This window comes from Acidovorax sp. FG42, from assembly GCF_057809195.1.
Genome location: NZ_JBMDJM010000002.1, coordinates 259,454 through 285,967, shown reverse-complemented (window position 1 = coordinate 285,967; position 26,514 = coordinate 259,454). Strand labels below are relative to the sequence as shown.

The window sequence follows — 26,514 nt, the reverse complement described above, 5'->3', positions numbered from 1 at the left end:
GAGCCTGCAGCGATTTACTTGGCTGCGGAAGCGCCGGTAGCGGCGGTGGCAGCAGCGTCAGCAGCAGCCTTGGCAGCGTCAGCGGCAGGAGCAGCAGCGTCAGCAGCAGGTGCAGCGGCGGCAGGAGCAGCAGCGTCGGAAGCGGCAGGAGCTGCTGGCTCGGCGGCGGGAGCAGGTGCTGCGGCGGGAGCTTCCACAGGAGCGGGAGCGGGTGCTGGAGCGGGTTCTTCCTTCTTGCCACAAGCGGCGAGTGCAGCAGCAGCGATCAGGGCGGCCAGAACGAGAGAGTTCTTCATTTCGATTTTCCTATTTGGACAGACAGAATCTTGAAAAGCCACGGCGTCAGGCTTCCTGAGCCCATGCACGCATTGGCACAATGCACTTGGTTGCACCTTTTTGGGCACAGCCGCAGATTATATTAGTATTTAGTCAATACTGACTAACACTGACGAAAGCTTTACGCCAGCTTGACTTTGCGCAGTATGCCGACGGGCGCGACCGCCGCGTGGCGCCCTGCCAACGGGCACTCCCCAAAATGGGGCAAAAGCTACAACCCCAGCGTGGTGGAGGGGAATCCAGGCGCGCTTTTGCTGCGCACCCACTCGTTGAGCGTCTCATGCAGCATTACCCGGCGATCGGCCTCGCTGCCGGTGACCCCCACGCAGCGCTCGGGATCGAGCCGGTGCAGTACCCATTGCGGCGACCACAGCGCACTGGGCAAGTCCAGCGGGTCGGCGGCCGGGTTGCGGCGGCAGGTGATGATGTGGTCCCAGGTGCCACGCCAGCGCACAAAGCGGGCATGGCGGCGGATCACGTCGTCATAACTGCAAGCCAGCATGGTGAAGCGCCGGCCGCTGCGGGCCCAGTCCTGCAAGGCGTCGACCACCGCACGCTCGCCCAGGGGCCAGTCATGGAAGTTGGCATCGCTGATGAAAATTTCCTGCCAGCCATCCCGCGCCGCCGTCGCAATGGCGTCGCGCACCAGTTGCTGGAACGTCTCGCGCCCGCTGAATCGCCCGCTGGGCAACTCGCGCAAAGGCTCGGCAGAGGGGGTGGCTGTGTCGGTCATCACTGGCTCCTGGTCATTCTCCACCGGCCCAGACATGGGCCCAGCCCGCATCGCACCACGACGAAAGCAGCTCCAGCGCATCGTCGCTGGCCCGGGCTAGATCCCGTGCCGACAGTTGGCGCTCATCGGCCAGGCGCCGCATCAGCGTGGCGTCACGCCCTGCCGCACGGTAGCTTTCACCGTTGATGAAGATGTGGTGTGCGTCGTACATCATGCGGCTCTTGCGGTCCAGCCGCACCCCTTCCAGCATCACCCGGGTGTCGCCCGGCTCAAACCATACGCTGGGCTTGGGCTCGGTGAGGTACTCGCCCAGCGCGCGCTCCAGCACCAGAGGCTGGGCCAGCGCACGCGACAGGGCCTCGCGTGCAAAGTCCTGCAGTCCGGCGGGAATGTGCGCTGGCTGCGCCACTGCGTCCTGCCCTGCATCGCGGTAGAGCAACGGATGATCATCCTCCCCGGCATCTTCCGCCAGACGCACCAGCAGCTCCTGCGCCAGCTCGGCGCGGGCTGGCGCGCGAAAACCGATGGAATACGTCATGCACTCGCCTTCGGCAATCCCGTCGTGGGCATAGCGCGGAGGCAGATACAGCATGTCGCCCGGCTCCAGCACAAACTCTTCTTCGGGCTCAAACTCGGCCAATATCTTCAAGGGAATGCCGTCGCGCAGCGACAGATCCTTCTGGCGCCCGATGCGCCAGCGCCGCTTGCCGTGCGCCTGCAGCAAAAAGACGTCGTAACTGTCGAAATGAGGCCCTACGCCACCGCCGTTGCTGGCGTAGCTGATCATGAGATCGTCCAGCCGCGCCTCGGGCACAAAACGAAACTGTTGCATCAGCGCATGCACCGCGTCGTTGTGCAGATCGACGCCCTGCACGAGCAGCGTCCAGTCGGGCTGCTGCAACGCAGGCAGTGCTCGGCGGCTGAAGGGCCCGTGGCGCAGCTTCCAAACGCCCTTGACCAGTTGCACCAAACGCGACTCCACGCCCTCTTGGGCAGCCAGCGCAAACAGCTCGGTCCGCAGCACCGGCGGTGCAAACTGCGGGATCGCCTGGCGCACCAGCAAGGGCTTCTTCTGCCAGTGGCGGCGCATGAATTGCGCGGGAGTGAGGCCGCCGAGCAGCGCCAGGGGTTGCTGAATGTCCATGAGGAAAGTCTTGCCCCTTTGCGGGGCCGTTGGTCAAACTGCGACAATTCTCCTATGGAAATTACCCAACAATGTGTGGTCGCACTGACCTGGACCCTGAAAGACACCCTGGGCGAAGAGCTGGACGTGCTCGACGAACCTGTGGAGTTTTTGGTGGGCGGTGATGATCTCCTGCCCCGCATCGAAGAGGCCTTGCAAGGCCATGGCCCGGGCGCCAAGCTGGCGCTGCACCTCGAACCCGAGGACGCCTTCGGTGACTTCAATGACCAATTGCTGTTCTTGGAGCCACGCGCCCTTTTCCCCGCCGAGATCGAAGAAGGCATGACCTTTGACGGCATGGCGCTGCCCGAAGGCTGCAACCCCGATGCCCCCCGCACCGCCCTGTACACCGTGGCCGAGATCTACCCCGACCACATCGTGCTCGACGGCAACCACCCGCTGGCGGGCATCGCGCTGCGCCTGCAACTGACCGTAGAGGCCGTGCGCGAGGCCACCGAAGAGGAAATTGGACGCGGCACGGCAGGAACCGGCTTCTTCCGCGTTCAGCCCCAGGCTCCAGGCAGCTCGTTGCTGCACTGATCTCCCTAAGAACCGGTTCAAAAAGCACAACGGGCGCCCCGAATCAAATCGGGGCGCCCGTTTTTTGTGGTGTCGATCAGATCACATGCGCGAGATCTGGCCGTTGTACAGACGCACGCGGTCACCGATGCGCAGGTCACCCGGGCTGCTCACGTCGTACACGCGGTAGCCACCTTGGTCCAGCTGCACAGACAGCCGGTATCCCTGCACGTATTCCTGGTTGTTGCGGCCTTCGATGGCGTTGCCAGCCACTGCACCACCCAGCACGCCCACCGCAGTGGCTGCGGCGCGACCCGTGCCCTTGCCCACCTGGTTGCCCAGCACGCCACCCACCACGGCGCCCAGAACGGCACCCGTGCCAGTGGTCTGGCCTTGGCTGCGTCCTTGCAGGACCTCAATGTTGGAAACGCGGCCATATTCTGTGCCCGCTTGTTGCTGCGGATAGGCAGGAGCCGTCTGGTACCCACTGGAATAGCCGCCGGAATACTGCGGCGCGGGGGCGGGGCGGCTGTGGCCGCAAGCGGCCAGCGAAGCAGCCAGAACCACGGTGCCCACGAGGGCGAGAGGACGGTGGAATTGCATGTTCAATCTCCTGAAGTTGTCGGGCTACGCATTGGCAAAAGAATCCAGAAGGATTCCAGCTCAATGCCCATGTGCTGATTGGAACAACGCCCGAGGATGCCGTAGCGTAGACACAGGGGCCATCGGGAGGTCGGTAACAGACCCATCGAAACGTAAGCGGATTCTTACAAACCGGCTACGCGGCCCCGGGAGCACCACGCTATCAGCTGGTGCGCCTCAGGACTTGCCCGTGGAGCCGTACCCGCCCTCACCCCGCTGTGTGGCTGCGAACTCGGTGACGACGTTGAACTGGGCCTGCACCACCGGAACAATCACCAGCTGGGCCAACCGCTCCATAGGCTCCAGAGTGAAAGCCACGTTGCTGCGGTTCCAGGCGCTTACCATGAGCTGCCCCTGGTAGTCGCTGTCGATCAACCCCACCAAGTTGCCGAGCACGATGCCATGTTTATGGCCCAGGCCCGAGCGCGGCAAGATCAGTGCGGCATAGCCTGGGTCTTGCAGGTAGATCGCAATGCCCGTGGGCACCAGTTGCCAGGCGTTGGGCTGCAGGGTCAGCGGCGCATCCAGGCAGGCACGCAGGTCCAGCCCCGCGCTACCGGGCGTGGCATAGGTCGGCAATTGGTCCGCCATGCGCGGGTCGAGAATCTTCACGTCAATCTTCACGGTTTTTTCTTTCCTGTTCCTAATCCTGTACCACTGCGCTGCTGCGCCACTTGTCGCAAGCGATCCTGCAAGGCCTGCGTCGCTGTATTCATCCCCGAGGCTTGAGCCCCTCCGAGCTGCGCTGCCGATTGCATCAGCCAGCCCAGCCCCCACCACACCACGCCCATGACCACCAGACCGGGCAACGAGCCATGACCGATCAGGAAAAGGGCAAAGCCGTGCAACACCACCATCACGAGCAACACCGCACGCACCGTGCGCAATACACCGGCCAGCGGACGCATCACCTGCAACAGATCGGGCGGCAGAGCCTGAGCTTGTGCACCGGTGTTGGGCGCCTGGGCCGCTCTGCCGACAGCAGCAACAGCGGCAGCAGGAGCCTGCGTCACCGGGGCGTTCTGCAGGGGTTTCTGGGCGGTCAGGCGCTCCACATAGGCCGCAAAATCGCCATCAGGCGGCGTGTCCCAATCAGGCTTGGTAGCACCAGTTGTCATCACACCTCCCCACGGTGGTGATCGTCAAGAACGCAGAGATGGCAAACGCGCGGCGATCTCCGCAATGAGCTGCTGCGCCAGCACCCGTTTGGACGCGCGGGGCAGCTCACGGTGGCCCTGCGCGTCCACCAGCAACAGCGCGTTATCGTCCTGCCCAAAGGTGGCGGGGCCAATATTGCCAACCAACAAGGGAACGCCCTTGCGCGCCCTTTTGGCTGTGGCATGGGCCAGCAGGTCATGGCTTTCGGCGGCAAAACCCACGCAGAAAAGGTCGCCTTCCAGCGCATGGGGCGACTTGGCGATGGTGGCCAGAATGTCGGGGTTCTCGACAAACTCCAGCGATGGAGACTGGCCGGAGCCGTCTTTTTTGATCTTCTGGTCAGACGCGTGGGCCGGGCGCCAGTCGGCCACCGCAGCCGTGGCAACAAACACCGAGGCTGCCTGCACATGCCGCTGCACGGCTGCCAGCATCTCCTGGGCAGACTGCACATTGACGCGCCGCACACCACGTGGCGTGGGCACATGCACAGGCCCCGCGACCAGGGTGACATCGGCACCCGCCTCGCGCGCCGCGCGGGCCACGGCAAAGCCCATCTTTCCGCTCGACAGGTTGGTGATGCCACGCACCGGATCAATGGCTTCAAACGTGGGCCCCGCCGTGACGAGCACCGACCGGCCCGCAAGGGTCTTGGGCGTGAAAAAAGCGATCAGCTCGTCCAGCAGCTCCAGCGACTCCAGCATGCGGCCGTCACCCGTCTCGCCACAGGCCTGGTCGCCATTGCCCACGCCCAGCACCACGGCACCGTCCTGCGCCACCTGCGCCAGATTGCGTTGCGTGGCGGGATGGGCCCACATTTCGCGGTTCATGGCAGGGGCCAGCAGCAAAGGCACGCGCTGCGCGGGGCGCGCCAGACACAGCAGGCTGAGCAGCTCGTCCGCACGCCCCTGCACCAGGCGCGCGATGAAGTCCGCACTGCACGGCGCGATCAGGATCGCGTCGGCCTCGCGGCTCAGATTGATGTGGGGCATGTTGTTGGGCTCGCGGGCATCCCATTGCGAGCCATACACCGTGCGGCCTGACAGGGCCTGCATGGTGACCGGGGTGATGAACTGCTCGGCCGCCTCGGTCATCACCACCTGCACGGTGGCGCCCTCCTTGATGAGCTGGCGGCACAGATCGGCTGCCTTGTAGCAAGCCACGCCCCCACTCAGACCCAGAACAATGTGTTTGCCAGCAAGCTCATTCATGGGGCGAATTTAGCAGACGGGGGTGACCCTGCCCCCGGGGGTGTCGCCGGGGTGCCATCTATAATCCCAATTTCCCACCACCAAAAAAGACATGACCAAATTTGTCTTCGTCACCGGCGGTGTGGTGTCTTCCCTCGGTAAGGGAATCGCCTCAGCCTCCCTTGCCGCGATCCTCGAATCGCGGGGACTCAAAGTCACCCTCATCAAGCTTGACCCCTACATCAACGTAGACCCGGGCACCATGTCGCCGTTCCAGCACGGCGAGGTGTTCGTGACCGATGACGGCGCAGAAACCGACCTGGATCTGGGCCACTACGAGCGTTTCATCGAAACGCGCATGAAGAAAACCAACAACTTCACCACGGGCAAGATCTACCAGTCCGTGCTGGAGAAGGAGCGCCGCGGCGACTACCTGGGCAAGACCGTGCAGGTGATCCCGCACGTCACCAACGAAATCCAGGAGTTCATCAAGCGCGGCGCGGGCATCGGCACGCCCGATGCCGTGGACGTGGCCATCGTCGAAATCGGCGGCACGGTGGGCGACATCGAATCGCTGCCCTTCCTCGAAGCCGTGCGCCAGATGAGCCTGCGCATGGGCCCCAACAACGCGGCCTTCGTGCACCTGACCTACCTGCCCTGGATTGCGGCAGCGGGCGAGCTCAAGACCAAGCCCACCCAGCACACCGTGCAGAAACTGCGCGAGATCGGCATCCAGGCCGACGCCCTCTTGTGCCGCGCCGACCGCCGCATTCCCGAGGAAGAGCGCGCCAAAATCTCGCTGTTTACTAACGTGCCCGAATGGGGCGTGATCAGCATGTGGGACGTGGACACCATCTACAAGGTGCCCCGCATGCTGCACGAGCAGGGCCTGGACGGCCTGATCTGCGACAAGCTGCGCCTGAACACCCCGCCCACCAGCCTCAAGCGCTGGGACGATCTGGTGCACGAGACCGAGCACCCCCAAGGCGAAGTCACCATCGCCATGGTCGGTAAGTACGTGGACCTGTCGGACAGCTACAAGTCGGTCAACGAGGCCCTGCGCCACGCCGGCATGCGCAACCATGTGCGCGTGAAGATCGACCACGTCGATTCCGAAACCATCGACAGCGCCGACGCAGCCGCCAAGCTCGCCAAGTACGACGCCATCCTGGTGCCCGGCGGCTTCGGCCAGCGCGGCGTGGAAGGCAAGATCGCTACGGCCCAGTTTGCGCGCGAGCGCAAGGTGCCCTACCTGGGCATCTGCCTGGGCATGCAGGTGGCCACCATCGAATACGCGCGCCATGTGGCCGGCCTGGCCAACGCCAACAGCACCGAGTTCGACCCCACCACGCCCCACCCCGTGATCGCACTGATCACCGAGTGGAAGGACGCCGACGGCACCATCAAGACCCGCGACGAGAACTCCGACCTGGGCGGCACCATGCGCCTGGGCGCGCAAAGCTCGGACGTGGCCAAGGACACGCTGGCGCACAGCATTTACGGCGATGTGGTCACCGAGCGCCATCGCCACCGCTACGAAGCCAACGTGAACTATCTGGACCAGCTGCGCAAGGCCGGCCTCGTGATCTCGGCGCTCACGCAGCGCGAGCAGCTCACCGAGATCGTGGAGCTGCCCCAAAACGTCCACCCCTGGTTCATCGGCGTGCAGTTCCACCCCGAGTTCAAGTCCACGCCCTGGAACGGCCACCCGCTGTTCAACGCCTTCATCAAGGCGGCTGTGGAACACCAGCAAGCCGCGAAAAAAGCCTAAGGGGACCTCACCATGCAGCTGTGCGGATTCAATGTCGGCCTGGACCAGCGTTTCTTCTTGATCGCGGGTACCTGCTCCATCGAAGGCCTGGAGATGTCGCTCGACGTCGCGGGCCAGCTCAAGGAAGCCTGTGCACCGCTGGGCATCCCGCTGATCTACAAAGGCTCCTTTGACAAGGCCAACCGCTCCTCCGGCACCAGCAAGCGTGGCGTGGGACTGGAAGCAGGCCTGAAGATACTGGACGAAGTGCGCCGCCAGCTGCAGCTGCCCATCCTGACCGATGTGCACGACACCTCGCATGTGGCCGAAGTGGCCAGCGTGGTGGACGTGCTGCAAACACCCGCGTTCCTGTGCCGCCAGACGGATTTCATCCGTGCGGTGGCCCAGTCAGGCAAGCCAGTCAACATCAAGAAGGGCCAGTTCCTCGCGCCCTGGGACATGAAGAACGTCATCGACAAGGCCCGGTCGGCAGCGGCCGAGGTGGGCCTGTCAGAAGACCGCTTCCTGGCCTGCGAGCGCGGCGTGAGCTTTGGCTACAACAACCTCGTGGCCGACATGACCAGCTTGGCCGAGATGCGCAACTCTGGCGCCCCGGTGGTGTTCGACGTGACCCACTCGGTGCAAAAGCCCGGCGGCCTGGGCGCCGTGAGCGGCGGCGCGCGCGACATGGTGCCCGTGCTGGCGCGTGCTGGCGTGGCCGTGGGCGTAGCGGGCCTGTTCATGGAAACCCACCCCCGCCCTGCCGAAGCCTGGTCGGACGGCCCCAATGCCGTTCCACTCAAGCACATGAAGGCGCTGCTGGAGACCTTGGTGGCGCTCGACGACGTCACCAAGAAAAACGGATTCCTCGAAAACAACTTTGGAGCTTGAGACATGAGCAGTGGTTACGTCATCGCATCCGTCACCGTCACCAACCCTGAGCAGTACGAAGAGTACAAAAAGTGGAGCACCCTGGCCATGCAGGCGCATGGCGCCGAGGTGTGCATTCGCGGCGGCAAGGTGGAAGTGCTGGAAGGCGACTGGAACCCCGGCCGCACCGTGCTGCTGAAATTCCCGAGCTTTGAGGCCGCCCGTGCTTTCTACGACACGCCCGAGTACCAGAAAGCCAAGGCCGCCCGCGAAGGCGCAGCCATCATGCGCATGGTGTGCGTCGAAGGCGTCTGAGCGCGCACCCACAAACATTGCTCCCTCATTGATAGCTGCTAGCGCCTACACATCGTGCGCTAGGGACTGATTTGATTTAAAACTTCTGCAAAAGGAAAACCATGAGTGCCATCGTTGACATCGTCGGTCGCGAGATTCTGGACAGCCGCGGCAACCCCACCGTCGAATGCGACGTGTTGCTCGAATCGGGCGTGATGGGCCGGGCCGCTGTGCCGTCGGGCGCCTCTACCGGCAGCCGCGAAGCCATTGAAATGCGTGATGGCGACAAGGGCCGCTACCTGGGCAAGGGCGTGCTCAAGGCCGTGGAATACATCAACACCGAGATCAGCGAAGCCGTGCTGGGCCTGGATGCCTCCGAGCAGGCGTTCCTGGACAAGACCCTGATCGACCTGGATGGCACCGAGAACAAGAGCCGCCTAGGCGCCAACGCCATGCTGGCCGTGTCCATGGCCGTGGCCCGCGCTGCCGCCGAAGAATCCGGCCTGCCTCTGTACCGCTACCTGGGCGGCATGGGCAGCGTGCAACTGCCCGTGCCCATGATGAACGTGATCAACGGCGGCGCACACGCCAACAACAGCCTGGACCTGCAGGAGTTCATGATCATCCCCGTGGGCGCACCCACGTTCCGCGAAGCCGTGCGCTGGGGTGCCGAGGTGTTCCACGCGCTCAAGAAAATCCTGCACGACAAGGGCATCAGCACCGCCGTGGGCGACGAGGGCGGCTTCGCTCCTAGCGTCGAGAACCACGAAGCGGCCATCCGCCTCATCCTGCAGGCCATCGAAGCCGCAGGCTACACGGCGGGCGATCAGATTGCACTGGGCCTGGACTGCGCCGCGAGCGAGTTCTACAAGGATGGCCACTATGTGCTGGAAGGCGAAGGCGGCCTGAAGCTCACCGCCCAGCAATGGACCGACATGCTGGCCGCCTGGGTGGACAAGTACCCGATCATCAGCATCGAAGACGGCATGCACGAAGGCGACTGGGATGGCTGGAAACACCTGACCGAACGCCTGGGCGACAAGGTGCAGCTGGTAGGCGACGACCTGTTCGTGACCAACACCAAGATCCTGAAGGAAGGCATCGACAAGCGCATCGCCAACTCGATCCTTATCAAGATCAACCAGATCGGCACGCTGACCGAAACGTTTGCTGCCATCGAAATGGCCAAGCGCGCTGGCTACACCGCAGTGATCTCGCACCGCTCGGGCGAAACCGAAGACAGCACCATTGCTGACATCTCGGTGGGCACCAACGCCGGCCAGATCAAGACCGGTTCGCTGAGCCGCTCGGACCGCATCGCCAAGTACAACCAGCTGCTGCGCATTGAAGAAGACCTGGGCGACATCGCACAGTACCCTGGCCGCGCTGCGTTCTACAACCTGAAGTAATGGCCCCCACGGTCGTCCACTGCGTGTGGCTCCCTGCCCCCCAAGGGGGCCGCGTTTCGCCTTGGGGCGGCCCGGCGGCGAAACATAGTTGCAACAGTAAAGGTTGACCGTTGGTCTCCCGCATCGTCCCCGTCATCCTGCTGGCGTTGCTGGCAGCGCTGCACGCCCAGCTCTGGCTGGGGCGGGGCAGCGTGCCGCGCGTCAATGCGATGCAGCGGCAGATTGATGTGCAAAAGGCGGCCAATGAGCAGGCCCGCCAAGTGAATGCGCGGCTGACCTCGGAGGTCCACGACCTCAAGGAAGGCCTGGACATGGTGGAAGAAAAAGCGCGCAGCGAGCTGGGCATGGTCAAGCCCAACGAGGTGTACGTGCAGTTCACGCCCCGCTGACCTGCGTTGCCGGGCCCTATTGCTGCATTGACTACTGCCCTGCGCCGACCCCTCTCACCACGCAGACATTGACCAAGGCCTGCGCTTCACTCATTGCCGTGCGGCAGCCCTCTCCCACCACTCCCTGGATTGCATTGCTGGGCGCCCCCCACACGGGCGTAGAGGCATTGGCACAGGCGCTACAGCAGCACATCATCCCCGGCACGGTGCATATCGCCCTGCACCACCCGCACCTGACCCACACACCGACCATGCCGCAGCCGGCATCTGAGGCGGTGGCACTGACCCTGCTGATGGGTCTCGACCAGCCCTGCCCTGCCGACGAACGGGCCGCGCAGGAGGCTCGCGATGCCCAGCTGCGCACCGCCCTGGCGGCTGCATCCATACCCTACCGCGTGGTGTACGGCACCGGCGAGCAACGCACTCGCAACGCCCTCATTGCTATACAAAAAGTAGCGCCTAAGGCATATTCTACTAGCGCAAGAGCCGCATTAGACATTGAAAACGCGCCCAGAACGGCCCGGTTGCGCGCCTGGAACTGCGAGAAGTGCAGCGACCCCATTTGTGAGCATCGGCTGTTCACCGCACTGGTCGAGCAGCGGGATACGACACCGCCACCAGCCGTTACGCCAGACCGCGTTTGAGCTCCTTCAGAAGCAACACCACCTGGCTGGAGCCGTAGCGGTAACCGCCATTGAGCACCTGCACGGCCCGGTCCCATTCGCCCTGCTGGGCCAGTTCCACCAGGGTGGCAGCCTGCTCATGAAAGTATTGGTAGCGCGCCACCAGCAGCGGATAGGCAGGCTGGTCGCCCAGCAACTCGCCGCCCACGCCATGCAGCCAGCGGCCCAGCGCGCTCTGGTCAGCGCGGCGCACCTGGGCCGGGTCCAGCCCGACGGTGGTGCGGCCCTCCAGGTAGTCCATCAGCCGGTCTTTCCACCGCTCGTGGGCGTTGATGGCTGCGTCGATGTCCAGCGCGGCGAGCAGGGTGTCAGCACGCCGCGAGTCTGGTGCCGCTGCACTGTCGTACAGCGCCAGCGGAGGCGCAGCCGAGCTGGCCCGGTGGCTCCCCAGAACACGGCGAAGAAACTGCATGACACCCCTCGTTCATTTCCTGCGCGACCGGAACTGATCGCTTGAACGCACACAGGCCTTGCGGTCCGGCCGTATGCTTCGGTCCCCGCCACAACATGCACTGCTGCAGCACTGTTGAGTAGGGACCCAGGAATCTTAGGCGTGGATGGCGGGGGCGATTGTCAACGATGGTCAGCCAACCGCCGCGCCCGCAAGCAAGCAAGCAACGGCTGAACGTTACTGGATGCCAGTCGGCCCCGGGGGCTGCGCAGCGCCTTGCGAGACAAAAATCTGCGCCGCATCCACCGCATCAAAGCGGTATTGCTGCCCGCAAAACTCGCAACCCACCTCGATGTCATCGCGCTCAGCCAGGATGCTCTCAGCCTCTTCAGCGCCCAGGTTGCGCAGCATGTTGCTCACGCGCTCGCGGCTGCAGGTGCAGGCAAAACGTGGGCCGCTGGCGCCCTGCTGGGGTTCAAAGCGCAGCAGCTTTTCTTCCCAGAACAGGCGGCGCAGGATGGTGTCCACGTCCAGCGTCAGCAGTTCCTCACGGGTCAGGCTGGAGGCCAGGTGCGCAATGCGGTTGTAGTCCTCGTTGTGGCCGATCTGGTCTTCGTTCTCGCGGTGCGAGAGGCCCGCGGCCAGGTTGCCCTCGCCCTTGATGGGCATGCGCTGGATCAAGAGGCCTGCCGCCACCTGGTCGTTGGCGCCCAGCACCAGAATGGTGTCGAGCTGCTCGGACTGCAGCATGTAGTGCTGCAGCACGTCCGACAGGCGCTCCAGCTTTTCGTGGTGGTCGCCATGCAACGGCACCACACCCTGGTACGGCTGCTGGCCCGGGTGGCGGTCCTTGGGGTCGAGCGTGATGGCGCAGCGGCCACCGCCGCCCACATTGACCATCTGGCTCAGCTTTGCGTCCGGCAGCACCTCGCCGTTCACCGTAGCGGTGGCGCGCAGGCTCAGGTCCGACTGCACTTCGGCCACGGCCAGCTTGACCGGGCCGTCCCCAAACACCTGCAGCACCAGCGCACCGTTGAACTTGATGTTGGACTGCATGAGCACACCGGCGGCGGCCATCTCGCCCAGCAACTCGCTCACCGGCGCGGGGTAGGCGCCGGTGGCGGTGTTGCCCGCCCGGCGCTTCAGGATCTCGGTCCAGGCATCGGTCAGGCGCACGATCATGCCGCGCACCGGCAGACCATCGAAAAGAAACTTGTGGAGTTCAGACACGCAGGGTTCCAGGAAAAATGAGGTGGCAGGCGGGGAAGATGCCCGCTCAGCCAATCTTGCGCAGGCCGCGTTGGAAGCGGCGCGCATTGTCAATGTAGTGTTGGGCGCTCTGGCGCAGGCCTTCGATCTGCTCGGGGGTGAGTTCACGCACCGCCTTGGCGGGGCTGCCGATGATCATGGAGCCATCGGGAAACTCCTTGCCCTCGGTGACCAGCGCGCCCGCGCCCACCAGGCAGTTCTTGCCAATCTTGGCGCCATTGAGCACCACGGCGCCAATGCCGATCAGCGATTCGTCGCCGATGGTGCAGCCGTGCAGCATGACCTGGTGGCCCACCGTCACCCGCTCGCCCACCACCAGGGGCTTGCCGAAGTCAGCATGCAGCACGCTCGCGTCCTGGATGTTGGAGCCCGCGCCGATGGTGATGCTCTCGGTGTCGCCGCGCACCACGGTGCCAAACCACACGCTGGCGTCTTCGCCCAGCACCACATTGCCCATCACCTGTGCGCTGTCGGCCACCCAGGCCGACGCTGCCACTTGGGGAGCCACACCGTCGAGTTCGTAAATTGCCATGCACCCACTCCGCAGAAACCAAAGAAGCGGCACGCCATGGCGCGCCCTGAGAGGTCGCCAATCGTTACAAAGCGCAAGCCTTGGTGCCGATGGCAAGGCCTAGAATTGTAAGGATGGAGCTTCGCCACCGTGCACTGCAGGTCTTGTGCCTGGCAGACCCCGAACAAAAAGCGGCTGCAGCGCTAGAACTGTTTGCCCAAGCAGCTACGCTTTCAATAGCAGACACCGCCCCTGCGGCCCCCACCGATCCAGACGCCCTGCCCGGCCGCCCCGAGCGCCCCGAGCTGCTGCGCCACACCCAGGTGGCCCGCCGCTCGCCCGCCACTCCCGAGGGCCGCGCCATTCTCATCCACGCCATCGCACACATCGAGTTCAACGCCATCAACCTGGCGCTGGACGCCGTGTGGCGCTTTGACGGCATGCCGCGCGATTACTACCTGGACTGGATGCGCGTGGCGGCCGAAGAGGCCAAACACTTCCGCCTGCTGCGCGACCACCTGCGCAGCCAGGGCCACGACTATGGCGACTTTCCGGCCCACCAAGGCCTGTGGACCATGTGCGAGAAGACCCGGCACGACGTGCTGGCGCGCATGGCCCTGGTGCCCCGCACGCTCGAAGCCCGGGGGCTGGATGCCACGCCGCAGATTCAGGCCAAGCTGCGCCAGGTGGGCACACCCGATGCCCTGACCGCCGTTGCCATCCTGGATGTGATCCTGCACGACGAGGTGGGCCATGTGGCCATCGGCAACCACTGGTACCGCTGGCTGTGCGAACGCGCGGGCCAGGACCCGGAAACCCTGTACGGCGCGCTGGTACAGAAGTACGAAGCGCCCCGCCTGAAGCCTCCGTTCAATGAGTCCGCGCGACGCAGCGCCGGGTTCAGCGACGCCGAGCTGAGCTGGCTGCAGCAAGCCTGACCCGCACACCCTGGCATAGAGCCTGCGGACAACCTGAGGGGAATACGATGACTCCTACAATTCCCGGCGATGCCCTCTGCGGGCCCGCGCTTCCTATTTCAAGAACACCCAGCCCACACCCATGACCCAAGCTTTCACCCCCGGCACACCGCCCGCGCCCCCACCCGGCAACCAGTCGTCGGTCGCCATGATTGCGCGCCAAGCCATCGTGAACGCGCAGCAGGTGGTGGTGGGCTACGAGCTGTTCAACCGCTCGCGCAGCGGCGCCGCCCACACGGCCGCGACCGACGTGATCCTGGTGTTCACCGCCCTATCGCACGCCGGCACCGAAGAGCTGGTGGGCAAGAAGCTGATCTTCGTCAACTGCACCCACGAAAGCCTGTCGGGCGGCCACCTGGAGCTGGTGGACCCGGACAAGGTGGTGCTGGAGATTCCGCCCCTGGGCCATGCGGCCGCCGAAGAGGTCGCCACGCGCCTGCCCATCCTGACCGGGCTGCGCGACCGGGGCTTTCACCTGGCCTTCAACCACACGGTGCTGCAGTCGGCGTACGCCCCCTGGCTGCCCCTGGCGGACTACATCAAGCTGGACCTGTCGGTGCTGGCGCCCGACCAGCTGGCCGTGCTAATCAGCTACGCAGGCCGCCACAGCAAAGCCGAGCTGATCGCGGAGAAGGTGGAGACCGCCCAGCAGTACGACATGGTGTCCAGCCAGGGCGTGCAGCTGTTCCAGGGCTACTGGTTTGCCCGCCCGGCCCTGGTCGAGACCAAGCTGCTCACGCCGTCCCAGGCCAGCATCATTGAGCTGATCAACCAGGTGCGCAAACAGGCCAGCACGGACGAGATTGAGGAAGTGCTCAAGAAGGATGCGGGCCTGGCCTTCAACCTGATGCGCCTCATCAATTCGGCCGGCTTTGGCCTGTCACGCGAGATCACCTCGTTCCGCCAGGCCGTGATGCTCATGGGCCTGAAAAAGCTGTTCCGCTGGGCCGCGCTGCTGCTGACCGCGTCGCGCAACAACGGCACGCCGTCGTCAGTGGGCCACACCGCCGTGGTGCGCGGGCGCCTGATGGAGCTGCTGGCGCTGGAGACCCTGCCGCCCGAGGATGCCGACCAGGCCTTTGTGGTGGGCATCTTCTCGCTGCTGGATGTGATGCTCTCCATGCCCATGGAGTCGGCCATTGGCCTGCTCAACGTGCCCGAGCCCGTGGCGGCCGCGCTGCTGCGGCGCGAGGGCTTCCTGGGCGACCTGCTGACCCTGGCGGAGGCCTGCGAGTCCAGCGACGACGCCCTGTTTGACCGCGCTGCTGGCCTGCTGCACCTGACCAGCCAGCAGATCAACTTTGCCCACCTGCAGGCGCTGGCCTGGGCCGACCACATCAGCGACTGACAGGTACCGCCGCCACACCGGCGGCCCCTGGCAAGACTTTGGTTCTCTGCCAACGCCCGGCGGTCTAGAATGATCGCCAGCCTTTCATTTCAGTGGACCCCATGTCGAGCACACCCGAACAAGACACCCCGGACGCCGCAGCGCCTGTGGTCGATCCCGTGGACGAGAACCTTGCCATCATTGCGCGCCAGGCCATCGTGGACGAAAGCCGCGCGGTCTATGGCTACGAGCTGTTCGACCGCTCCACCGCGTCCGACTCGCACACCGCCGCCAGCGATGCGGCCCTGCTGTTCAACGCCCTGTCCTATGCGGGCACCGAGGCCCTGGTCGGCAAGAAGACGGTGTTCATCAACTGCACGCACGACAGCCTCTCGGGCGGCCACCTGGAGCTGATCCACCCTGAAAAGGTGGTGCTGGAAGTCCCCCCCCTGCCCGACGGCGCCACCCCCGAAGAAATCGAAGGCCGCCTGCCTACCCTGGAAGCATTGCGCACACGCGGCTTTCGCCTGGCGTTTGACCAGCAGGCCCTCAAGCGCGCCTACACCAGCTGGCTGCCCCTGGCGGCCTTTATCAAGCTGGACATGCAGGCCTTCAAGCCCGAGCTGGCAGCCCCCCTGGTCAAATTTGCCACCACCCACAGCAAGGCCAAGCTGGTGGCCGAGAAGGTCGAAACGGCGGCGCAATATGAGCTGATGCGTGACCTGGGCGTCAAGCTGTTCCAGGGCTACTGGTTTGCTCACCCCTCGCTGGTCAAGGCCACCACCATCCGCCCCTCGCAGGCCACGATCATTCAGCTCATCAACCTGGTGCGCAAACAGGCCAGCACGGCCGAGATCGAAGACCTGCTCAAGAAAGACCCCACCCTGTCTTTCAACCTGCTGCGTTTCATCAACTCCTCGGGTTTTGGCCTGTCGTGCGAGATCACCTCGTTCCGCCATGCAGTGATGATCCTGGGGCTGAAAAAGCTGTTCCGCTGGGCAGCCCTCTTGATGACCACCTCGCGGGCGGGTGGAGCGCCACCGGCCGTGGGCCAGACTGCCGTGGTGCGCGGCCGCCTGATGGAGCTGCTGGCTGCCGAGCTGCTGCCGCCCGAAGAATGCGACAACGCCTTCGTGGTCGGCGTTTTCTCGCTGCTGGACACCATGCTGGGCGTGCCGCTCGAAAAGGCACTGGAGTCCGTGGCCCTGCCCGAACCGGTGATGGACGCCCTGCTGCGCGGCACCGGTGTGTTTGCCCCGTTCCTGGAGCTGACCAAGGCCTGCGAAAGCGGCGACGAGGTGGCTTTTGCCAAGAACGCCGATGCACTGCACCTGTCCAACCGCCAGGTGAACTGGGCCCACCTGCAGGCGCTGACCTGGGCCGAGAGCCTGAACGAAGAATAGCCCCGCTCTTCCCCCCAAAAAGCCCATAGGCCCTGCTTCGACAGGGCCTGTGGCGTTTCTGGGGCTTCAACCAGTGCAAACGGTCAGTTGCCCTGGATTCCCGCCGCGCGGATGATGCGCGCGTTGTTCTCGGACTCCAGCGCGATCTGGCGCGCGAACTCGGCCGTGGTGCCGCCGGTGGGCACGTTGTCGGTGGCATCGAGCTTGGCGCGGATGTCCGGCAGCGCCAGCGCCTTGTTCACCTCGGTGTTGATGCGCGTGATGACCGTCTTGGGCGTCTGCGCCGGGGCATAGATGCCGAACAGGGACGAGAGATTGGCCGCTGGCTGACCCAGCTCGGCCAGCGTGGGCGCCTGGGGCAGCGAATCCAGCCGCGCCGGAGCCCCCACCGCCAGCGGCTTGAGCTTGCCCGCCTGAATGTGCTGCAGCACCGCAGGGCCGGCGTTGGTCGATAGCACCTCGAACTGCCCGCCCAGCGCGTCATTCATCTGCTGGCCGCCGCCCTTGTAGGGGATGTGCGTGATCTGCACCTGCGCCACCGACTGGATCTGCTCCAGCATGATGTGCCCCAGCGACGCCTGCCCCGACGTGGCCCAGCGCACCGTGCCGGGCTGGGCCCGCGCACGCGCGATCAGGTCCTTGAAGTCGGTCGCACGGCTCGCGGGCGTGCCCAGCAGCAGCACGGGCGAATACATCACGCTGACCACCGGGGCAATGTCCTTTTGCGGATCGAAGGGGGACTTGCCCAGGTGCGGATTGAGCGCCAGGGGGCTGACCGCTGCAAAACCCAGCGTGTAGCCGTCGGGCGCCGCCTTGGCCACCGCGTCCACGCCCAGGCTGCCGCTGGCGCCTGCCTTGTTTTCAATGACCACGGGGGTGCCCAGTTGCACGGCCAGCTTGTCGGCCAGCGCGCGGGCGATGTTGTCGCTCACGCCCCCCGCCGGGTAGGCCACGATGATGCGGATAGGTTTGGCTGGCCACGCCTGGGCCGAAGCCACGACGGGCGAGACCGCCAACGCGACCGCAGCGGCGGCCACCAACTGGCAGCGAGAAAAATGCAGATTCATGGTGAGAGCCAATGGAGAAGAGTTCGATGGGCGGCCGTCAGGGCACACCCGTCAATCCAGTTCGAGCTTGCGCTCGCGGATCAGCTTGGCCCACTTGTCGTTCTCGCCCTTCACAAAGCTGAAGAATTCCGCGGGTCCGAGAGAATGTACCTCCGAACCTGTGGACGCAAACTTGGCCTTCACCTCCGCTTGAGCAAGCACCTTGGCCAATTCGGTAGCCAGCTTGTCCACCACCTCTTTGGGCAGCCCTGCGGGGCCCACCAGTCCCTGGAAGCCGACGGACTCCATGCCCCCAAGGCCCAGTTCGCTCACTGTGGGCACGTCAGGCAACTGCGGGTCGCGGCGCGGGCCCGTCACTGCCAGCGCCTTGAGCTTGCCGCCCTTGACCTGCGGCAGCAGCACCGGTCCCGCATCGATCAATAACTGCGTCTGTCCACCGATCAAGTCCTGCACAGCCGGGGCGCTGCCTTTGTAGGGTACATGCGTCACATCCAGCCCCGTCGCCTGGTTCATCAGCTCGCCATTCAGGTGGGTGGACGTGCCCGCGCCGCCCGATGCAAAGTTCACCTTGCCTGCATTGGCCTTAGCCCACACCACCCATTCCTTGAGGTCCTTGGCCGGGTGGTCCGGACGGGTGACCGCGATATAGCTGCCCTGACTGATCTGGCCGATGTAGCTGAACTGCTTGAGCGGGTCATACGGCATCTTGCGCTGCAAGTAGGGTGCGATGGCGAACGGGCCGGTATTGGCCAAGAGCAGCGTGTAGCCATCGGGCGCGGCCCGGGTCAGCTCGGTGGCCGCCAGCATGCCACCAGCACCGGGCTTGTAGTCCACCACGATCTGCTGTTTGAGAAGCTCCTGCAGCGGCACCTGCACCGTGCGCGCTGCAAAGTCGATGCCGCCGCCCGGCGGGTACCCCACGATGAGGCGGATGGGCTTGGCTGTGGGCCAGGCCTGCGCCATGGCCAGAGTGGCCGCCCCCAGCAGCAGCGCGCCGGCGATGAGTTTTTTCATGCAATGTCTCCTTGTTGTGGTGTGTAAAACCGGTCTGGCGCGCCGTTCAGCCCGCTAGCCTCTCGGGTGGTGCTGCGCGTGCAAGGACTTGAGCCGCTCGCGCGCCACGTGGGTGTAGATGGTGGTGGTGGAGATGTCGGCATGGCCCAGCAGCAGCTGCACCACGCGCAGGTCGGCACCGTGGTTGAGCAGGTGCGTGGCAAATGCATGGCGCAGCGTGTGGGGCGACAGCGGCACCGTGATGCCCGCCACCTGCGCCCACTTTTTGACGATGACCCAGAACATCACCCGCGTCATGCCACTGCCGCGCTGGGTGACGAACAGGTCGTCCGTCTGCTGCCCGCCCAGGATGGCACCACGGGCTTCGTTCAGATAGCGCAGCAGCCATGCCCGCGCCTCTTCGCCGAACGGCACCAGGCGCTCTTTGCTGCCCTTGCCCATCACGCGCAGCACGCCTTCGTTCAGGCCGACCTGGAAGGTCTTGAGCGTGACCAGCTCGGTCACGCGCAGGCCGCTGGCGTACATCAGCTCCAGCATGGTGCGGTCGCGCAGGCCCAGGGGGTTGCCCAGGTCGGGCGCGTTCAGCAGCGCCTCCACCTGCGCCTGCGACAAGGTCTTGGGCACGCGCAGCGGTTGGCGTGCGGCCTGCAGCCGCACGGTGGGGTCGGTAGTGATGCGCCGCTCGCGCAGCGCCCAATGAAAGTAGCGGCGCAACACCGTGAGGCGCCGGTTGGCCGAGGTGGCGCGCGTCTGCGCGTGGCGCGCGGCAAAGTAGGCCTGCAGGTGGTGTTCGGCCGTGTCGTCCAGCGCCAGTGCGGGCTGCTGGTCGGCCAGCCACTGCGCGTACAGAGTCAGGTCGCGCCGGTAGGCGGCCAGCGTGTTGCGCGACAGGCCGTCCTCCAGCCACAGGGCGTCCACAAAGGTGTCGATGGCGTTCAGACTGGGAGCAAGCATCCAAAAACCATAGCATGCATCGCGTGCATTCAGCTACACAGGCATAAAAAAGCCGCCCGAAGGCGGCTGGGGACGAAAGCCGTGACGTTTATTCCAGCGTCAGCTTCTGCTTGACGACCACGTCCTTGTAGACCGCGAACTCGGCCTTGATCTGCTCGGCAAACTGCTCGGGCGTGTTGCCGATCACGAGCGAGCCCGTGTCTTCGATGCGCTTCTTCACGGCCGGGTCTTCCAGGGCCTTGCGCACACCGGCGTTGATCTTGTCCACCACATCCTTGGGCAAGCCCTTGGGGCCCACGATGCCGTAGTAGGCCATGCGGTTCACCGGCTCCAGGCCCAGTTCCTTGAAGGTGGGCACATTGGGCAGGGCTGCTACGCGCTGGGGCGCTGCAACGACGATGGGCACCAGGCGGTTTTCCTTGATGAAGGGCAGCGCCGAGGGCAGGTTGTCAAAAATCATGGGTACCTGGCCCGCCACGGTGTCGTTCAGGGCCGGGCCCGCACCGCGGTAGGGGATGTGGGTCACAAAGGTGCCCGAGAGGTTCTTGTACAGCTCCATCTGCAGGTGGCCGATGCCGCCCGTGCCGGACGACGAGTACGAATACTTGCCGGGCGACTTCTTCAGTTCGGCCACGAACGACTTGTAGTCCTTGGCCGGGAAGCTCGGGTTCACCGCAATGATGTTGGGTGTGGCCGCAATGTTGATGATGGGCGAGAAGTCCGTCAGCGGGTTGTACGGCGTCTTGGGGTTGATGGCGGGGTTGGCGGCGGTGGTGGACACCGTGGCCACGCCCAGCGTATAGCCGTCGGCTGTGGCGCGGGCGAGTTCAGCCGCACCCACGATGCCGCCACCACCGGCCTTGTTGTCCACGATCACGCTCTGGCCGAGCACGCGGCCCAGGGGCTCGGCGATCACGCGCGCAATGATGTCGGTGGTGCCACCGGGTGCAAAGGGCACAACCAGTCGGATCACCTTGTTGGGGTAGCCTTGTGCGGCAGCCGATCCAGCTGCGGCAGCCAGTACGGTCAGCGCAAGCCATTGACGACGATGCATGGAAATCTCCTTCGTGCGGGGTAACAACAAACAGCGCCGATGGTATGCGCAACACCCGCCAAACCGCCCTGCGGATTCCACATAAGGGCTAACCCTAAAAATGGGTGAGGGTGGGCAGCCGCCTGTCCCACTCAACCTGCTTGGAGCCCCCCCACCGGCTTGCCATGCATCAAGTATTCTCGGTGCGTGAACTACGCCCAACTCCTGCTCCCCGACTTTTCACTCATCTTCTTGGGCTACCTGATCTGCCGGTACACCGCCCTGAACCGCTCGGTCTGGCAGCCGGTGGAGAGCCTGGTGTACTACCTGCTGTTCCCGGTGCTGCTGTTCCAGTCCATCGTCAAAAGCCCGATGGATATCGGCGCGGCGTCGGGCTTGATCGGCGCAGGCATGTTGTCGGGCGTGATCGGCATCGCGCTGGCCTACAGCCTGCCGCACTGGCCCTGGGTGGGCAAGCACATTGACGTGCGCGACCACGCGGCCAGCGCGCAGGTGGCGTTCCGCTTCAACTCCTTCATTGGCCTGGCCATTGCAGAGCGGCTGGCGGGCACGCAGGGACTGTTGATGATTGCCGTGCTGATCGGTGTGTGTGTGCCGCTGTTCAACGTGGCGGCCGTGTGGCCCATGGCCCGCCATGGACAGCACAGCTTTGCGCGGGAGCTGTTGCGCAACCCGCTGATCATTGCCACCGCCTCGGGCCTGACAGCCAACCTGCTGGGCTTTCAGATCCCCGAATGGGCGGTGCCCACGGTCAGCCGCATCAGCTCCGCATCACTGGCGCTGGGCCTGATGGCGGCCGGGGCTGGGCTGCAGTTTGGCCTGCTCACGCGGGGCAAGACGCTGAGCGTATCGGTGCTGGCCATCCGCCACCTGGTGCAGCCGCTGGTGGCGTTTGGCATGGCGCGCGTGTTTGGGCTCGACGCCGTGCAGACCACCGTGCTGCTGGCCTTTGCCGCCTTGCCCACGGCATCGACCTGCTATGTGCTGGCGGCGCGCATGGGCTACAACGGGCCGTATGTGGCGGGGCTGGTCACGCTGTCCACCTTGCTGGGCATCGTGAGCCTGCCGTTTGCGCTGGGGGTGCTGCGATGAGCCGGGGTCTGAACCGCAGGCGGCTGCTGGGCGCCAGTCTGGTCGCTACCTTGAGCATGGTCGCGTGTGGCCGCAAACCGCCGCGTGCCCAAGGGGTGCCGCCGGGCGCCACGGTGCTGGCGCTGGGCGACTCGCTCACATCGGGCGTGGGTGCCACGGCCGACACCGCCTACCCGGCGGAGCTGGCGCGCCTGACGGGCTGGAAGGTGGTGAACGGGGGCGTGTCGGGCGACACCTCGGCCCAGGCGCTGGCGCGCCTGCCGGGCCTGCTGCAACAGCACCAGCCCGCGCTGGTCATCGTGGGCATCGGCGGCAACGACTTTTTGCGGCGCCAGAGCGCGGCCACCACACGCGCCAACATCCTGCGCATTTGCAGCGAGGCCAAGGGCAGCGGCGCGCAGGTGCTGCTGGTGGCTGTGCCCGAGCTGTCGCTGATGGCCGCCGCCGGCCGCCTGAGCGACCACCCGCTGTACGAAGAGATTGCCGAGGAGCTGAAGATCCCGCTGCATGCCAAGGGCTGGTCTAGCGTACTGGCGCAAGAGCGGTTGCGGTCGGACCAGATCCACGCCAACGCTGCGGGGTATGCGGAGTTTGCCCAGGGGCTGGTGGGCACCTTGCGGAAGACGGGGCTGCTGGCGCAGTAAGGACCCAGCGCAACGGTTATCACTCCTATTTTGATAGCTACTTAGGCATGTTGCACTAGCGCTACCGGGCGATTTCTTTCAAAAACGTCCTCAACACGCTTCCAGCGCCCAGGCCACATGCTCCCGCACCAGCGCACTGGCGTCGTCAGCGCGTGACTGCAGCGCCGTGCGCAAGGCGTCGTCGCCGGTGGCGCGCAGCGCATTGCCCAGTGCCACCGCCACATTGCGCAACCACCGCTCATGGCCGATGCGGCGAATGGGGCCGCCCTCGGTCATGCGCAAGAAGGTGGCTTCGTCCCACGCAAACAGGTGCACCAGTTGCTGGCCTGAGAGGCCTTTGCGCTCATCAAAATCGTGCAGGCGGCTGACCTGGGCAAACTTGTTCCAGGGGCAAATCAACTGGCAGTCGTCGCAGCCATAGATGCGGTTGCCCAGCAGCGGGCGCAGTTCCACAGGGATGGGCCCGGCGTGTTCGATGGTGAGGTAGGAGATGCAGCGCCGCGCGTCGATGCGATGCGGCGCGATGATCGCCTGCGTGGGGCAGATGTCGATGCACGCACTGCAGTTGCCGCAGTGCGCGGTGACGGGCTCGCTCGGTGGCAGCGCCATGTCCACGTAAATCTCGCCCAAGAAGAACATGGACCCGGCCTCGCGGTTGAGCACGAGCGTGTGCTTGCCGCGCCAGCCCTGGCCGCTGCGCGCAGCCAGCTCGGCCTCCAGCACCGGGGCGGAGTCGGTGAACACCCGGTGGCCAAACGGGCCGATGGCCTCGGCAATGCGGTCGCTGAGCTTTTGCAGCCGCGCACGCAGCACCTTGTGGTAGTCGCGCCCCCGGGCATAGACAGAGACGATGCCCTCGTGCGGGCGCTGCAGGCGGGAGAGTTCGGCCGCCTGCCAGCCCCCCGGCGCATCCCTGGCGGTATCGCGCGGCAAATAATCCATGCGCGCCGTGATCACGCTCACGGTGCCGGGCACCAGTTCGGCCGGCCGCGCGCGCTTCATGCCGTGGGATGCCATGTAATGCATGTCACCATGGAAGCCCTGCGCCAGCCAGGCCGCAAGACCCGGCTCGGCCGCAGACAAGTCCACCCCCGCCACGCCGATTTGGGAAAATCCCAGCTCGCGGGCCCACTCCTGCATTTGAGGAACGAGTTGACTGTTGCACCACATACCGGCCAGATTGTAGAAAGCGGCAGCGATGCCCCTGGCGCCCCCCCTGCCGGCACTTCTGCCGAACCTACGCGCCAATTCATCTGGCATGGCGAGGAAGACACCGCCGCCTTTGCCCAGCGCCTGGCCGCACAACCCCTGCTGGCCAACGCCTTTGTGACCCTGCACGGCGACCTGGGTGCGGGCAAGACCACCCTGGTGCGCCACCTGCTGCGCGCCCTGGGTGTGCAAGGCCGTATCAAGAGCCCCACCTATGCCGTGGTGGAGCCCCACGAGGCCCCGGGTCTGTCAATCTGGCACTTCGACTTCTACCGTTTTGACGATCCGCGCGAGTGGGAAGACGCCGGTTTCAGGGACATTTTTGCCAACCCCGGTCTCAAGGTGGCAGAATGGCCGGAAAAGGCTGCAGCGCTTACCCCGCTTGCAGACCTTGCTATTCACATTGAAGCAACGGATGACACCGAAAGGAAGGTCACTCTGCATGCCCCCACCGCCACCGGGCGCAGCCTGCTGCAAGCTCTCTGAGACGCCGTGAACGAACCCACCTTGCCTGCCCGCCAAGCCCCCCAGCCATCGCGCCGCGCCGTGCTGCGCGCCAGCACCCTGGTACTGCTGCTGGGTACACAGCAGATTGCACGCGGCGCCACCATCGTGGCCGTGCGCGTGTGGCCCGCCCCTGAGTATTCGCGCGTCACCATCGAGTCCGATGGCGCGCTGGTGGCCAAGCAGTTTTTCGTGACCTCGCCGCCGCGCCTGGCGGTGGACATTGAGGGCATCGACCTGAGCCCCGAGCTGCGCGAACTGGTGGCCAAGGTCAAACCCGACGACCCCAACATCGCGGGCATCCGCGTGGGCCAGAACGCGCCCGGCGTGGTGCGCCTGGTGGTGGACCTCAAGCAGCCCGCCATGCCGCAGGTGTTCACCCTGCCGCCTGTGGCCGCCTACCGCCACCGGCTGGTGTTTGACCTGTACCCCGCAGCGCCCGTGGACCCGCTGGAGGCCCTGATTGCCGAGCGCCTGCGCGATGCCAACGGCCCCGCTGCTGCGTCTGCCCCCTCGCCTGCCAGCGCCCCTGCCACCGCACGCGCGCCCGCACCGGCTGCCGAGCACGACCCGCTGGGCGATCTGATCGCGCAGCGCGCCAATGGTCCCACCACCGGCAGCACGGGTACACAGCCACCCGCCCCGCCACCAGCAGTGGCGGCGACGCCCGCACCGGGGGCAGCCCCTGCAGCGCCGTCACGCTCCGGCAACCGCGCCACAGCCACCGAGACCGACCGCATCATCATCGTGGCACTCGACCCCGGCCACGGCGGCGAAGACCCTGGCGCCATCGGCCCCTCCGGCACGCGTGAAAAAGACGTGGTGCTGCGTGTGGCCCACCTGCTGCGCGACCGCATCAATGCCACCACCATTGGCGGCAACCCCATGCGTGCCTACCTCACACGCGACGGGGACTACTTTGTGCCCCTGGGCACCCGCGTGCAAAAGGCCCGGCGCGTGCAGGCAGACCTGTTCGTGAGCATCCACGCCGACGCGTTCACCACCCCTGCCGCACGCGGCGCCAGCGTGTTTGCGCTGAGCCAGGGCGGTGCCTCCAGCACCGCCGCCCGCTGGCTGGCCAACAAGGAAAACCAGGCCGACCTGGTGGGCGGCATCAACGTGCAGTCCAAGGACCAGCATGTACAGCGCGCGCTGCTGGACATGAGCACCACCGCGCAGATCAACGACAGCCTCAAGCTCGGCACCGTGCTGTTGGGCGAGATCGGCAATGTGGGCAAGCTGCACAAGCCGCGCGTGGAGCAGGCAGGCTTTGCCGTGCTCAAGGCGCCCGACATCCCCAGCGTGCTGGTCGAAACCGCCTTCATCAGCAACCCCGAAGAAGAAAAGCGCCTGCGCAGCAGCGCCTACCAGGAGCAGCTGGCCGATGCGCTGATGCGCGGTATTACCCGCTACTTCGCCAAGAACCCGCCGCTGGCGCGCAGCCGGTCGGTGTAGGCAGGTCAAGGACAGGGCGCGCGGGGCAGCCAGACCACCTTGCGCGCACTGCCAACTGCAGGCACAGTAGGCTGCATCGGCCGGGCGCGCACCGCGCCCAGGCCAGCAAGGAGAACTGCCATGGCCCTGCCCCACGCCCAATCTGGCCAGATCGTCAGCGTGCGCCCTCTGGGGGCGCGTTTGGCCGACACCGTCACCACCGCCATCCTCAAAGCCGGCCAGCTCGAAGTCATGCGGGTGGTCCTGCCGGTAGGCAAATCCATGAAAGAGCACCAGACGCCCGGCGAGGCGACCGTTCAGTGCATCGAGGGCGTGGTGGAGTTTGCCAGCGACCAGGGCGTGCAGCAGTTGCACCCCGGCGACTTTGTGCACCTGGCACCGCGCGCGCTGCATTCGCTGAAGGCGGTGGAGCCTGCGTCCCTGCTGGTGACGATGTGCCTCAAGCCTGCCCCAACGGCTTGAGCCCCAGCCCGCCAGGGCGGTCAGGGCA

30 protein-coding genes are annotated in these 26,514 nt (G+C 65.4%); 15 read left to right on the top strand and 15 right to left on the bottom strand.

Translation table 11 applies throughout. The annotated features are described in order from the left end of the window. Positions 1 to 14: 14 nt before the first annotated feature. From ACODSM_RS03955 to ACODSM_RS03945, 3 genes are all read right to left on the bottom strand, one after another. Positions 15 to 296 (bottom strand): hypothetical protein, encoded by a 282-nt coding sequence (locus ACODSM_RS03955; RefSeq protein ID WP_043565263.1) that lies wholly within the window; start codon positions 294 to 296, stop codon positions 15 to 17. Between the two features lie 251 nt (positions 297 to 547). After that, the gene (locus ACODSM_RS03950) at positions 548 to 1,069 is read right to left on the bottom strand and encodes a hypothetical protein (protein WP_488804382.1); all 522 of its coding nucleotides are present in this window, start codon (positions 1,067 to 1,069) and stop codon (positions 548 to 550) included. Between the two features lie 13 nt (positions 1,070 to 1,082). Continuing rightward, positions 1,083 to 2,213: a JmjC domain-containing protein gene (locus ACODSM_RS03945; protein WP_488804381.1), complete on the bottom strand. Its 1,131-nt coding sequence runs from the start codon at positions 2,211 to 2,213 to the stop codon at positions 1,083 to 1,085. Between the two features lie 54 nt (positions 2,214 to 2,267). Between ACODSM_RS03945 and ACODSM_RS03940 the strand changes: the two genes are divergently transcribed. After that, entirely contained in the window at positions 2,268 to 2,792 is a 525-nt protein-coding gene (locus ACODSM_RS03940; RefSeq protein WP_488804380.1) for an FKBP-type peptidyl-prolyl cis-trans isomerase, read from the top strand. An 81-nt stretch (positions 2,793 to 2,873) separates the two neighbouring features. On the opposite strand, the gene ACODSM_RS03935 is transcribed toward ACODSM_RS03940, so the two are convergent. The 4 genes from ACODSM_RS03935 to coaBC all read right to left on the bottom strand — a co-directional run bounded on the left by ACODSM_RS03935 (position 2,874) and on the right by coaBC (position 5,779). Beyond that, positions 2,874 to 3,374 carry an outer membrane lipoprotein gene (locus tag ACODSM_RS03935; RefSeq protein ID WP_015013335.1) on the bottom strand — a complete coding sequence of 167 codons (501 nt, stop codon included), beginning with the start codon at positions 3,372 to 3,374 and terminating at the stop codon, positions 2,874 to 2,876. Between the two features lie 216 nt (positions 3,375 to 3,590). Then, on the bottom strand, positions 3,591 to 4,037 hold the full coding sequence (dut, locus tag ACODSM_RS03930) for a dUTP diphosphatase (RefSeq protein WP_015013334.1): 447 nt from the start codon (positions 4,035 to 4,037) through the stop codon (positions 3,591 to 3,593). Next, the gene (locus tag ACODSM_RS03925) at positions 4,034 to 4,468 is read right to left on the bottom strand and encodes a hypothetical protein (protein WP_488804379.1); all 435 of its coding nucleotides are present in this window, start codon (positions 4,466 to 4,468) and stop codon (positions 4,034 to 4,036) included. The genes dut and ACODSM_RS03925 overlap by 4 nt, the downstream gene beginning before the upstream one ends. An 87-nt stretch (positions 4,469 to 4,555) precedes the next feature. Next, complete coding sequence (gene coaBC / locus ACODSM_RS03920; protein ID WP_488804378.1) at positions 4,556 to 5,779, bottom strand: bifunctional phosphopantothenoylcysteine decarboxylase/phosphopantothenate--cysteine ligase CoaBC; 1,224 nt, start codon at positions 5,777 to 5,779, stop codon at positions 4,556 to 4,558. Positions 5,780 to 5,870: 91 nt separating this feature from the next. On the opposite strand from coaBC, the gene pyrG reads away from it, so the two are divergent. The 6 genes from pyrG to ACODSM_RS03890 all read left to right on the top strand — a co-directional run bounded on the left by pyrG (position 5,871) and on the right by ACODSM_RS03890 (position 11,114). Then, positions 5,871 to 7,529 (top strand): CTP synthase, encoded by a 1,659-nt coding sequence (pyrG, locus tag ACODSM_RS03915; protein ID WP_476017256.1) that lies wholly within the window; start codon positions 5,871 to 5,873, stop codon positions 7,527 to 7,529. Positions 7,530 to 7,541: 12 nt separating this feature from the next. Continuing rightward, a complete protein-coding gene (gene kdsA / locus ACODSM_RS03910; RefSeq protein WP_056743422.1) occupies positions 7,542 to 8,399 on the top strand; it encodes a 3-deoxy-8-phosphooctulonate synthase in 858 nt (285 codons plus the stop codon). A gap of 3 nt (positions 8,400 to 8,402) precedes the next feature. After that, the gene (locus tag ACODSM_RS03905) at positions 8,403 to 8,693 is read left to right on the top strand and encodes a DUF1330 domain-containing protein (protein WP_056640013.1); all 291 of its coding nucleotides are present in this window, start codon (positions 8,403 to 8,405) and stop codon (positions 8,691 to 8,693) included. A gap of 101 nt (positions 8,694 to 8,794) precedes the next feature. Further along, positions 8,795 to 10,081, top strand: a complete 1,287-nt coding sequence (gene eno, locus ACODSM_RS03900; RefSeq protein ID WP_291441639.1) for a phosphopyruvate hydratase — start codon at positions 8,795 to 8,797, stop codon at positions 10,079 to 10,081. A 110-nt stretch (positions 10,082 to 10,191) separates the two neighbouring features. Further along, positions 10,192 to 10,470, top strand: coding sequence for a septum formation initiator family protein (locus ACODSM_RS03895; protein ID WP_015013327.1), 279 nt, complete (start codon positions 10,192 to 10,194; stop codon positions 10,468 to 10,470). Positions 10,471 to 10,538: 68 nt separating this feature from the next. Beyond that, entirely contained in the window at positions 10,539 to 11,114 is a 576-nt protein-coding gene (locus tag ACODSM_RS03890) for a hypothetical protein (RefSeq protein WP_488804377.1), read from the top strand. Here the strand turns inward: ACODSM_RS03890 and ACODSM_RS03885 are convergent. From ACODSM_RS03885 to ACODSM_RS03875, 3 genes are all read right to left on the bottom strand, one after another. Further along, positions 11,095 to 11,565 carry a CZB domain-containing protein gene (locus tag ACODSM_RS03885; RefSeq protein ID WP_110959291.1) on the bottom strand — a complete coding sequence of 157 codons (471 nt, stop codon included), beginning with the start codon at positions 11,563 to 11,565 and terminating at the stop codon, positions 11,095 to 11,097. The genes ACODSM_RS03890 and ACODSM_RS03885 overlap by 20 nt on opposite strands. Before the next feature lie 216 nt (positions 11,566 to 11,781). Then, entirely contained in the window at positions 11,782 to 12,774 is a 993-nt protein-coding gene (gene hslO / locus ACODSM_RS03880; protein WP_110959292.1) for an Hsp33 family molecular chaperone HslO, read from the bottom strand. 46 nt (positions 12,775 to 12,820) lie between these two features. After that, a complete protein-coding gene (locus ACODSM_RS03875) occupies positions 12,821 to 13,345 on the bottom strand; it encodes a gamma carbonic anhydrase family protein (protein WP_015013323.1) in 525 nt (174 codons plus the stop codon). 113 nt (positions 13,346 to 13,458) lie between these two features. On the opposite strand from ACODSM_RS03875, the gene ACODSM_RS03870 reads away from it, so the two are divergent. The 3 genes from ACODSM_RS03870 to ACODSM_RS03860 all read left to right on the top strand — a co-directional run bounded on the left by ACODSM_RS03870 (position 13,459) and on the right by ACODSM_RS03860 (position 17,031). Then, complete coding sequence (locus tag ACODSM_RS03870; protein ID WP_476017253.1) at positions 13,459 to 14,262, top strand: ferritin-like domain-containing protein; 804 nt, start codon at positions 13,459 to 13,461, stop codon at positions 14,260 to 14,262. Between the two features lie 121 nt (positions 14,263 to 14,383). Next, positions 14,384 to 15,649, top strand: a complete 1,266-nt coding sequence (locus tag ACODSM_RS03865) for an EAL and HDOD domain-containing protein (RefSeq protein WP_488804376.1) — start codon at positions 14,384 to 14,386, stop codon at positions 15,647 to 15,649. 101 nt (positions 15,650 to 15,750) lie between these two features. Then, positions 15,751 to 17,031, top strand: a complete 1,281-nt coding sequence (locus tag ACODSM_RS03860; protein ID WP_488804375.1) for an EAL and HDOD domain-containing protein — start codon at positions 15,751 to 15,753, stop codon at positions 17,029 to 17,031. Between the two features lie 83 nt (positions 17,032 to 17,114). Here ACODSM_RS03860 and ACODSM_RS03855 read toward each other — a convergent pair whose 3' ends face one another. The 4 genes from ACODSM_RS03855 to ACODSM_RS03840 all read right to left on the bottom strand — a co-directional run bounded on the left by ACODSM_RS03855 (position 17,115) and on the right by ACODSM_RS03840 (position 21,120). Continuing rightward, positions 17,115 to 18,098, bottom strand: a complete 984-nt coding sequence (locus ACODSM_RS03855) for a Bug family tripartite tricarboxylate transporter substrate binding protein (RefSeq protein ID WP_488804374.1) — start codon at positions 18,096 to 18,098, stop codon at positions 17,115 to 17,117. 51 nt (positions 18,099 to 18,149) lie between these two features. Next, on the bottom strand, positions 18,150 to 19,112 hold the full coding sequence (locus ACODSM_RS03850; RefSeq protein WP_488804373.1) for a Bug family tripartite tricarboxylate transporter substrate binding protein: 963 nt from the start codon (positions 19,110 to 19,112) through the stop codon (positions 18,150 to 18,152). 54 nt (positions 19,113 to 19,166) lie between these two features. Next, on the bottom strand, positions 19,167 to 20,066 hold the full coding sequence (gene xerD, locus ACODSM_RS03845; RefSeq protein ID WP_476017251.1) for a site-specific tyrosine recombinase XerD: 900 nt from the start codon (positions 20,064 to 20,066) through the stop codon (positions 19,167 to 19,169). An 88-nt stretch (positions 20,067 to 20,154) separates the two neighbouring features. After that, positions 20,155 to 21,120 carry a tripartite tricarboxylate transporter substrate binding protein BugE gene (locus ACODSM_RS03840; protein ID WP_056640033.1) on the bottom strand — a complete coding sequence of 322 codons (966 nt, stop codon included), beginning with the start codon at positions 21,118 to 21,120 and terminating at the stop codon, positions 20,155 to 20,157. Positions 21,121 to 21,306: 186 nt separating this feature from the next. Between ACODSM_RS03840 and ACODSM_RS03835 the strand changes: the two genes are divergently transcribed. Both ACODSM_RS03835 and ACODSM_RS03830 read left to right on the top strand, forming a co-directional pair. Beyond that, entirely contained in the window at positions 21,307 to 22,212 is a 906-nt protein-coding gene (locus tag ACODSM_RS03835; protein ID WP_488804372.1) for an AEC family transporter, read from the top strand. Then, entirely contained in the window at positions 22,209 to 22,856 is a 648-nt protein-coding gene (locus ACODSM_RS03830; protein ID WP_309823112.1) for a GDSL-type esterase/lipase family protein, read from the top strand. Before ACODSM_RS03835 ends, ACODSM_RS03830 begins: the two co-directional genes overlap by 4 nt. A 90-nt stretch (positions 22,857 to 22,946) precedes the next feature. Here the strand turns inward: ACODSM_RS03830 and queG are convergent, their stop codons facing one another. Then, positions 22,947 to 23,996 (bottom strand): tRNA epoxyqueuosine(34) reductase QueG, encoded by a 1,050-nt coding sequence (queG, locus tag ACODSM_RS03825; RefSeq protein WP_488804371.1) that lies wholly within the window; start codon positions 23,994 to 23,996, stop codon positions 22,947 to 22,949. A 12-nt stretch (positions 23,997 to 24,008) separates the two neighbouring features. On the opposite strand from queG, the gene tsaE reads away from it, so the two are divergent. The 3 genes from tsaE (at position 24,009) to ACODSM_RS03810 (ending at position 26,486) form a co-directional block, all read left to right on the top strand. Beyond that, on the top strand, positions 24,009 to 24,551 hold the full coding sequence (gene tsaE / locus ACODSM_RS03820) for a tRNA (adenosine(37)-N6)-threonylcarbamoyltransferase complex ATPase subunit type 1 TsaE (RefSeq protein ID WP_488804370.1): 543 nt from the start codon (positions 24,009 to 24,011) through the stop codon (positions 24,549 to 24,551). Positions 24,552 to 24,557: 6 nt separating this feature from the next. Next, a complete protein-coding gene (locus ACODSM_RS03815; protein WP_488804369.1) occupies positions 24,558 to 26,024 on the top strand; it encodes an N-acetylmuramoyl-L-alanine amidase in 1,467 nt (488 codons plus the stop codon). Positions 26,025 to 26,144: 120 nt separating this feature from the next. Further along, positions 26,145 to 26,486, top strand: a complete 342-nt coding sequence (locus tag ACODSM_RS03810; RefSeq protein ID WP_060986422.1) for a cupin domain-containing protein — start codon at positions 26,145 to 26,147, stop codon at positions 26,484 to 26,486. Positions 26,487 to 26,514: the final 28 nt, after the last annotated feature.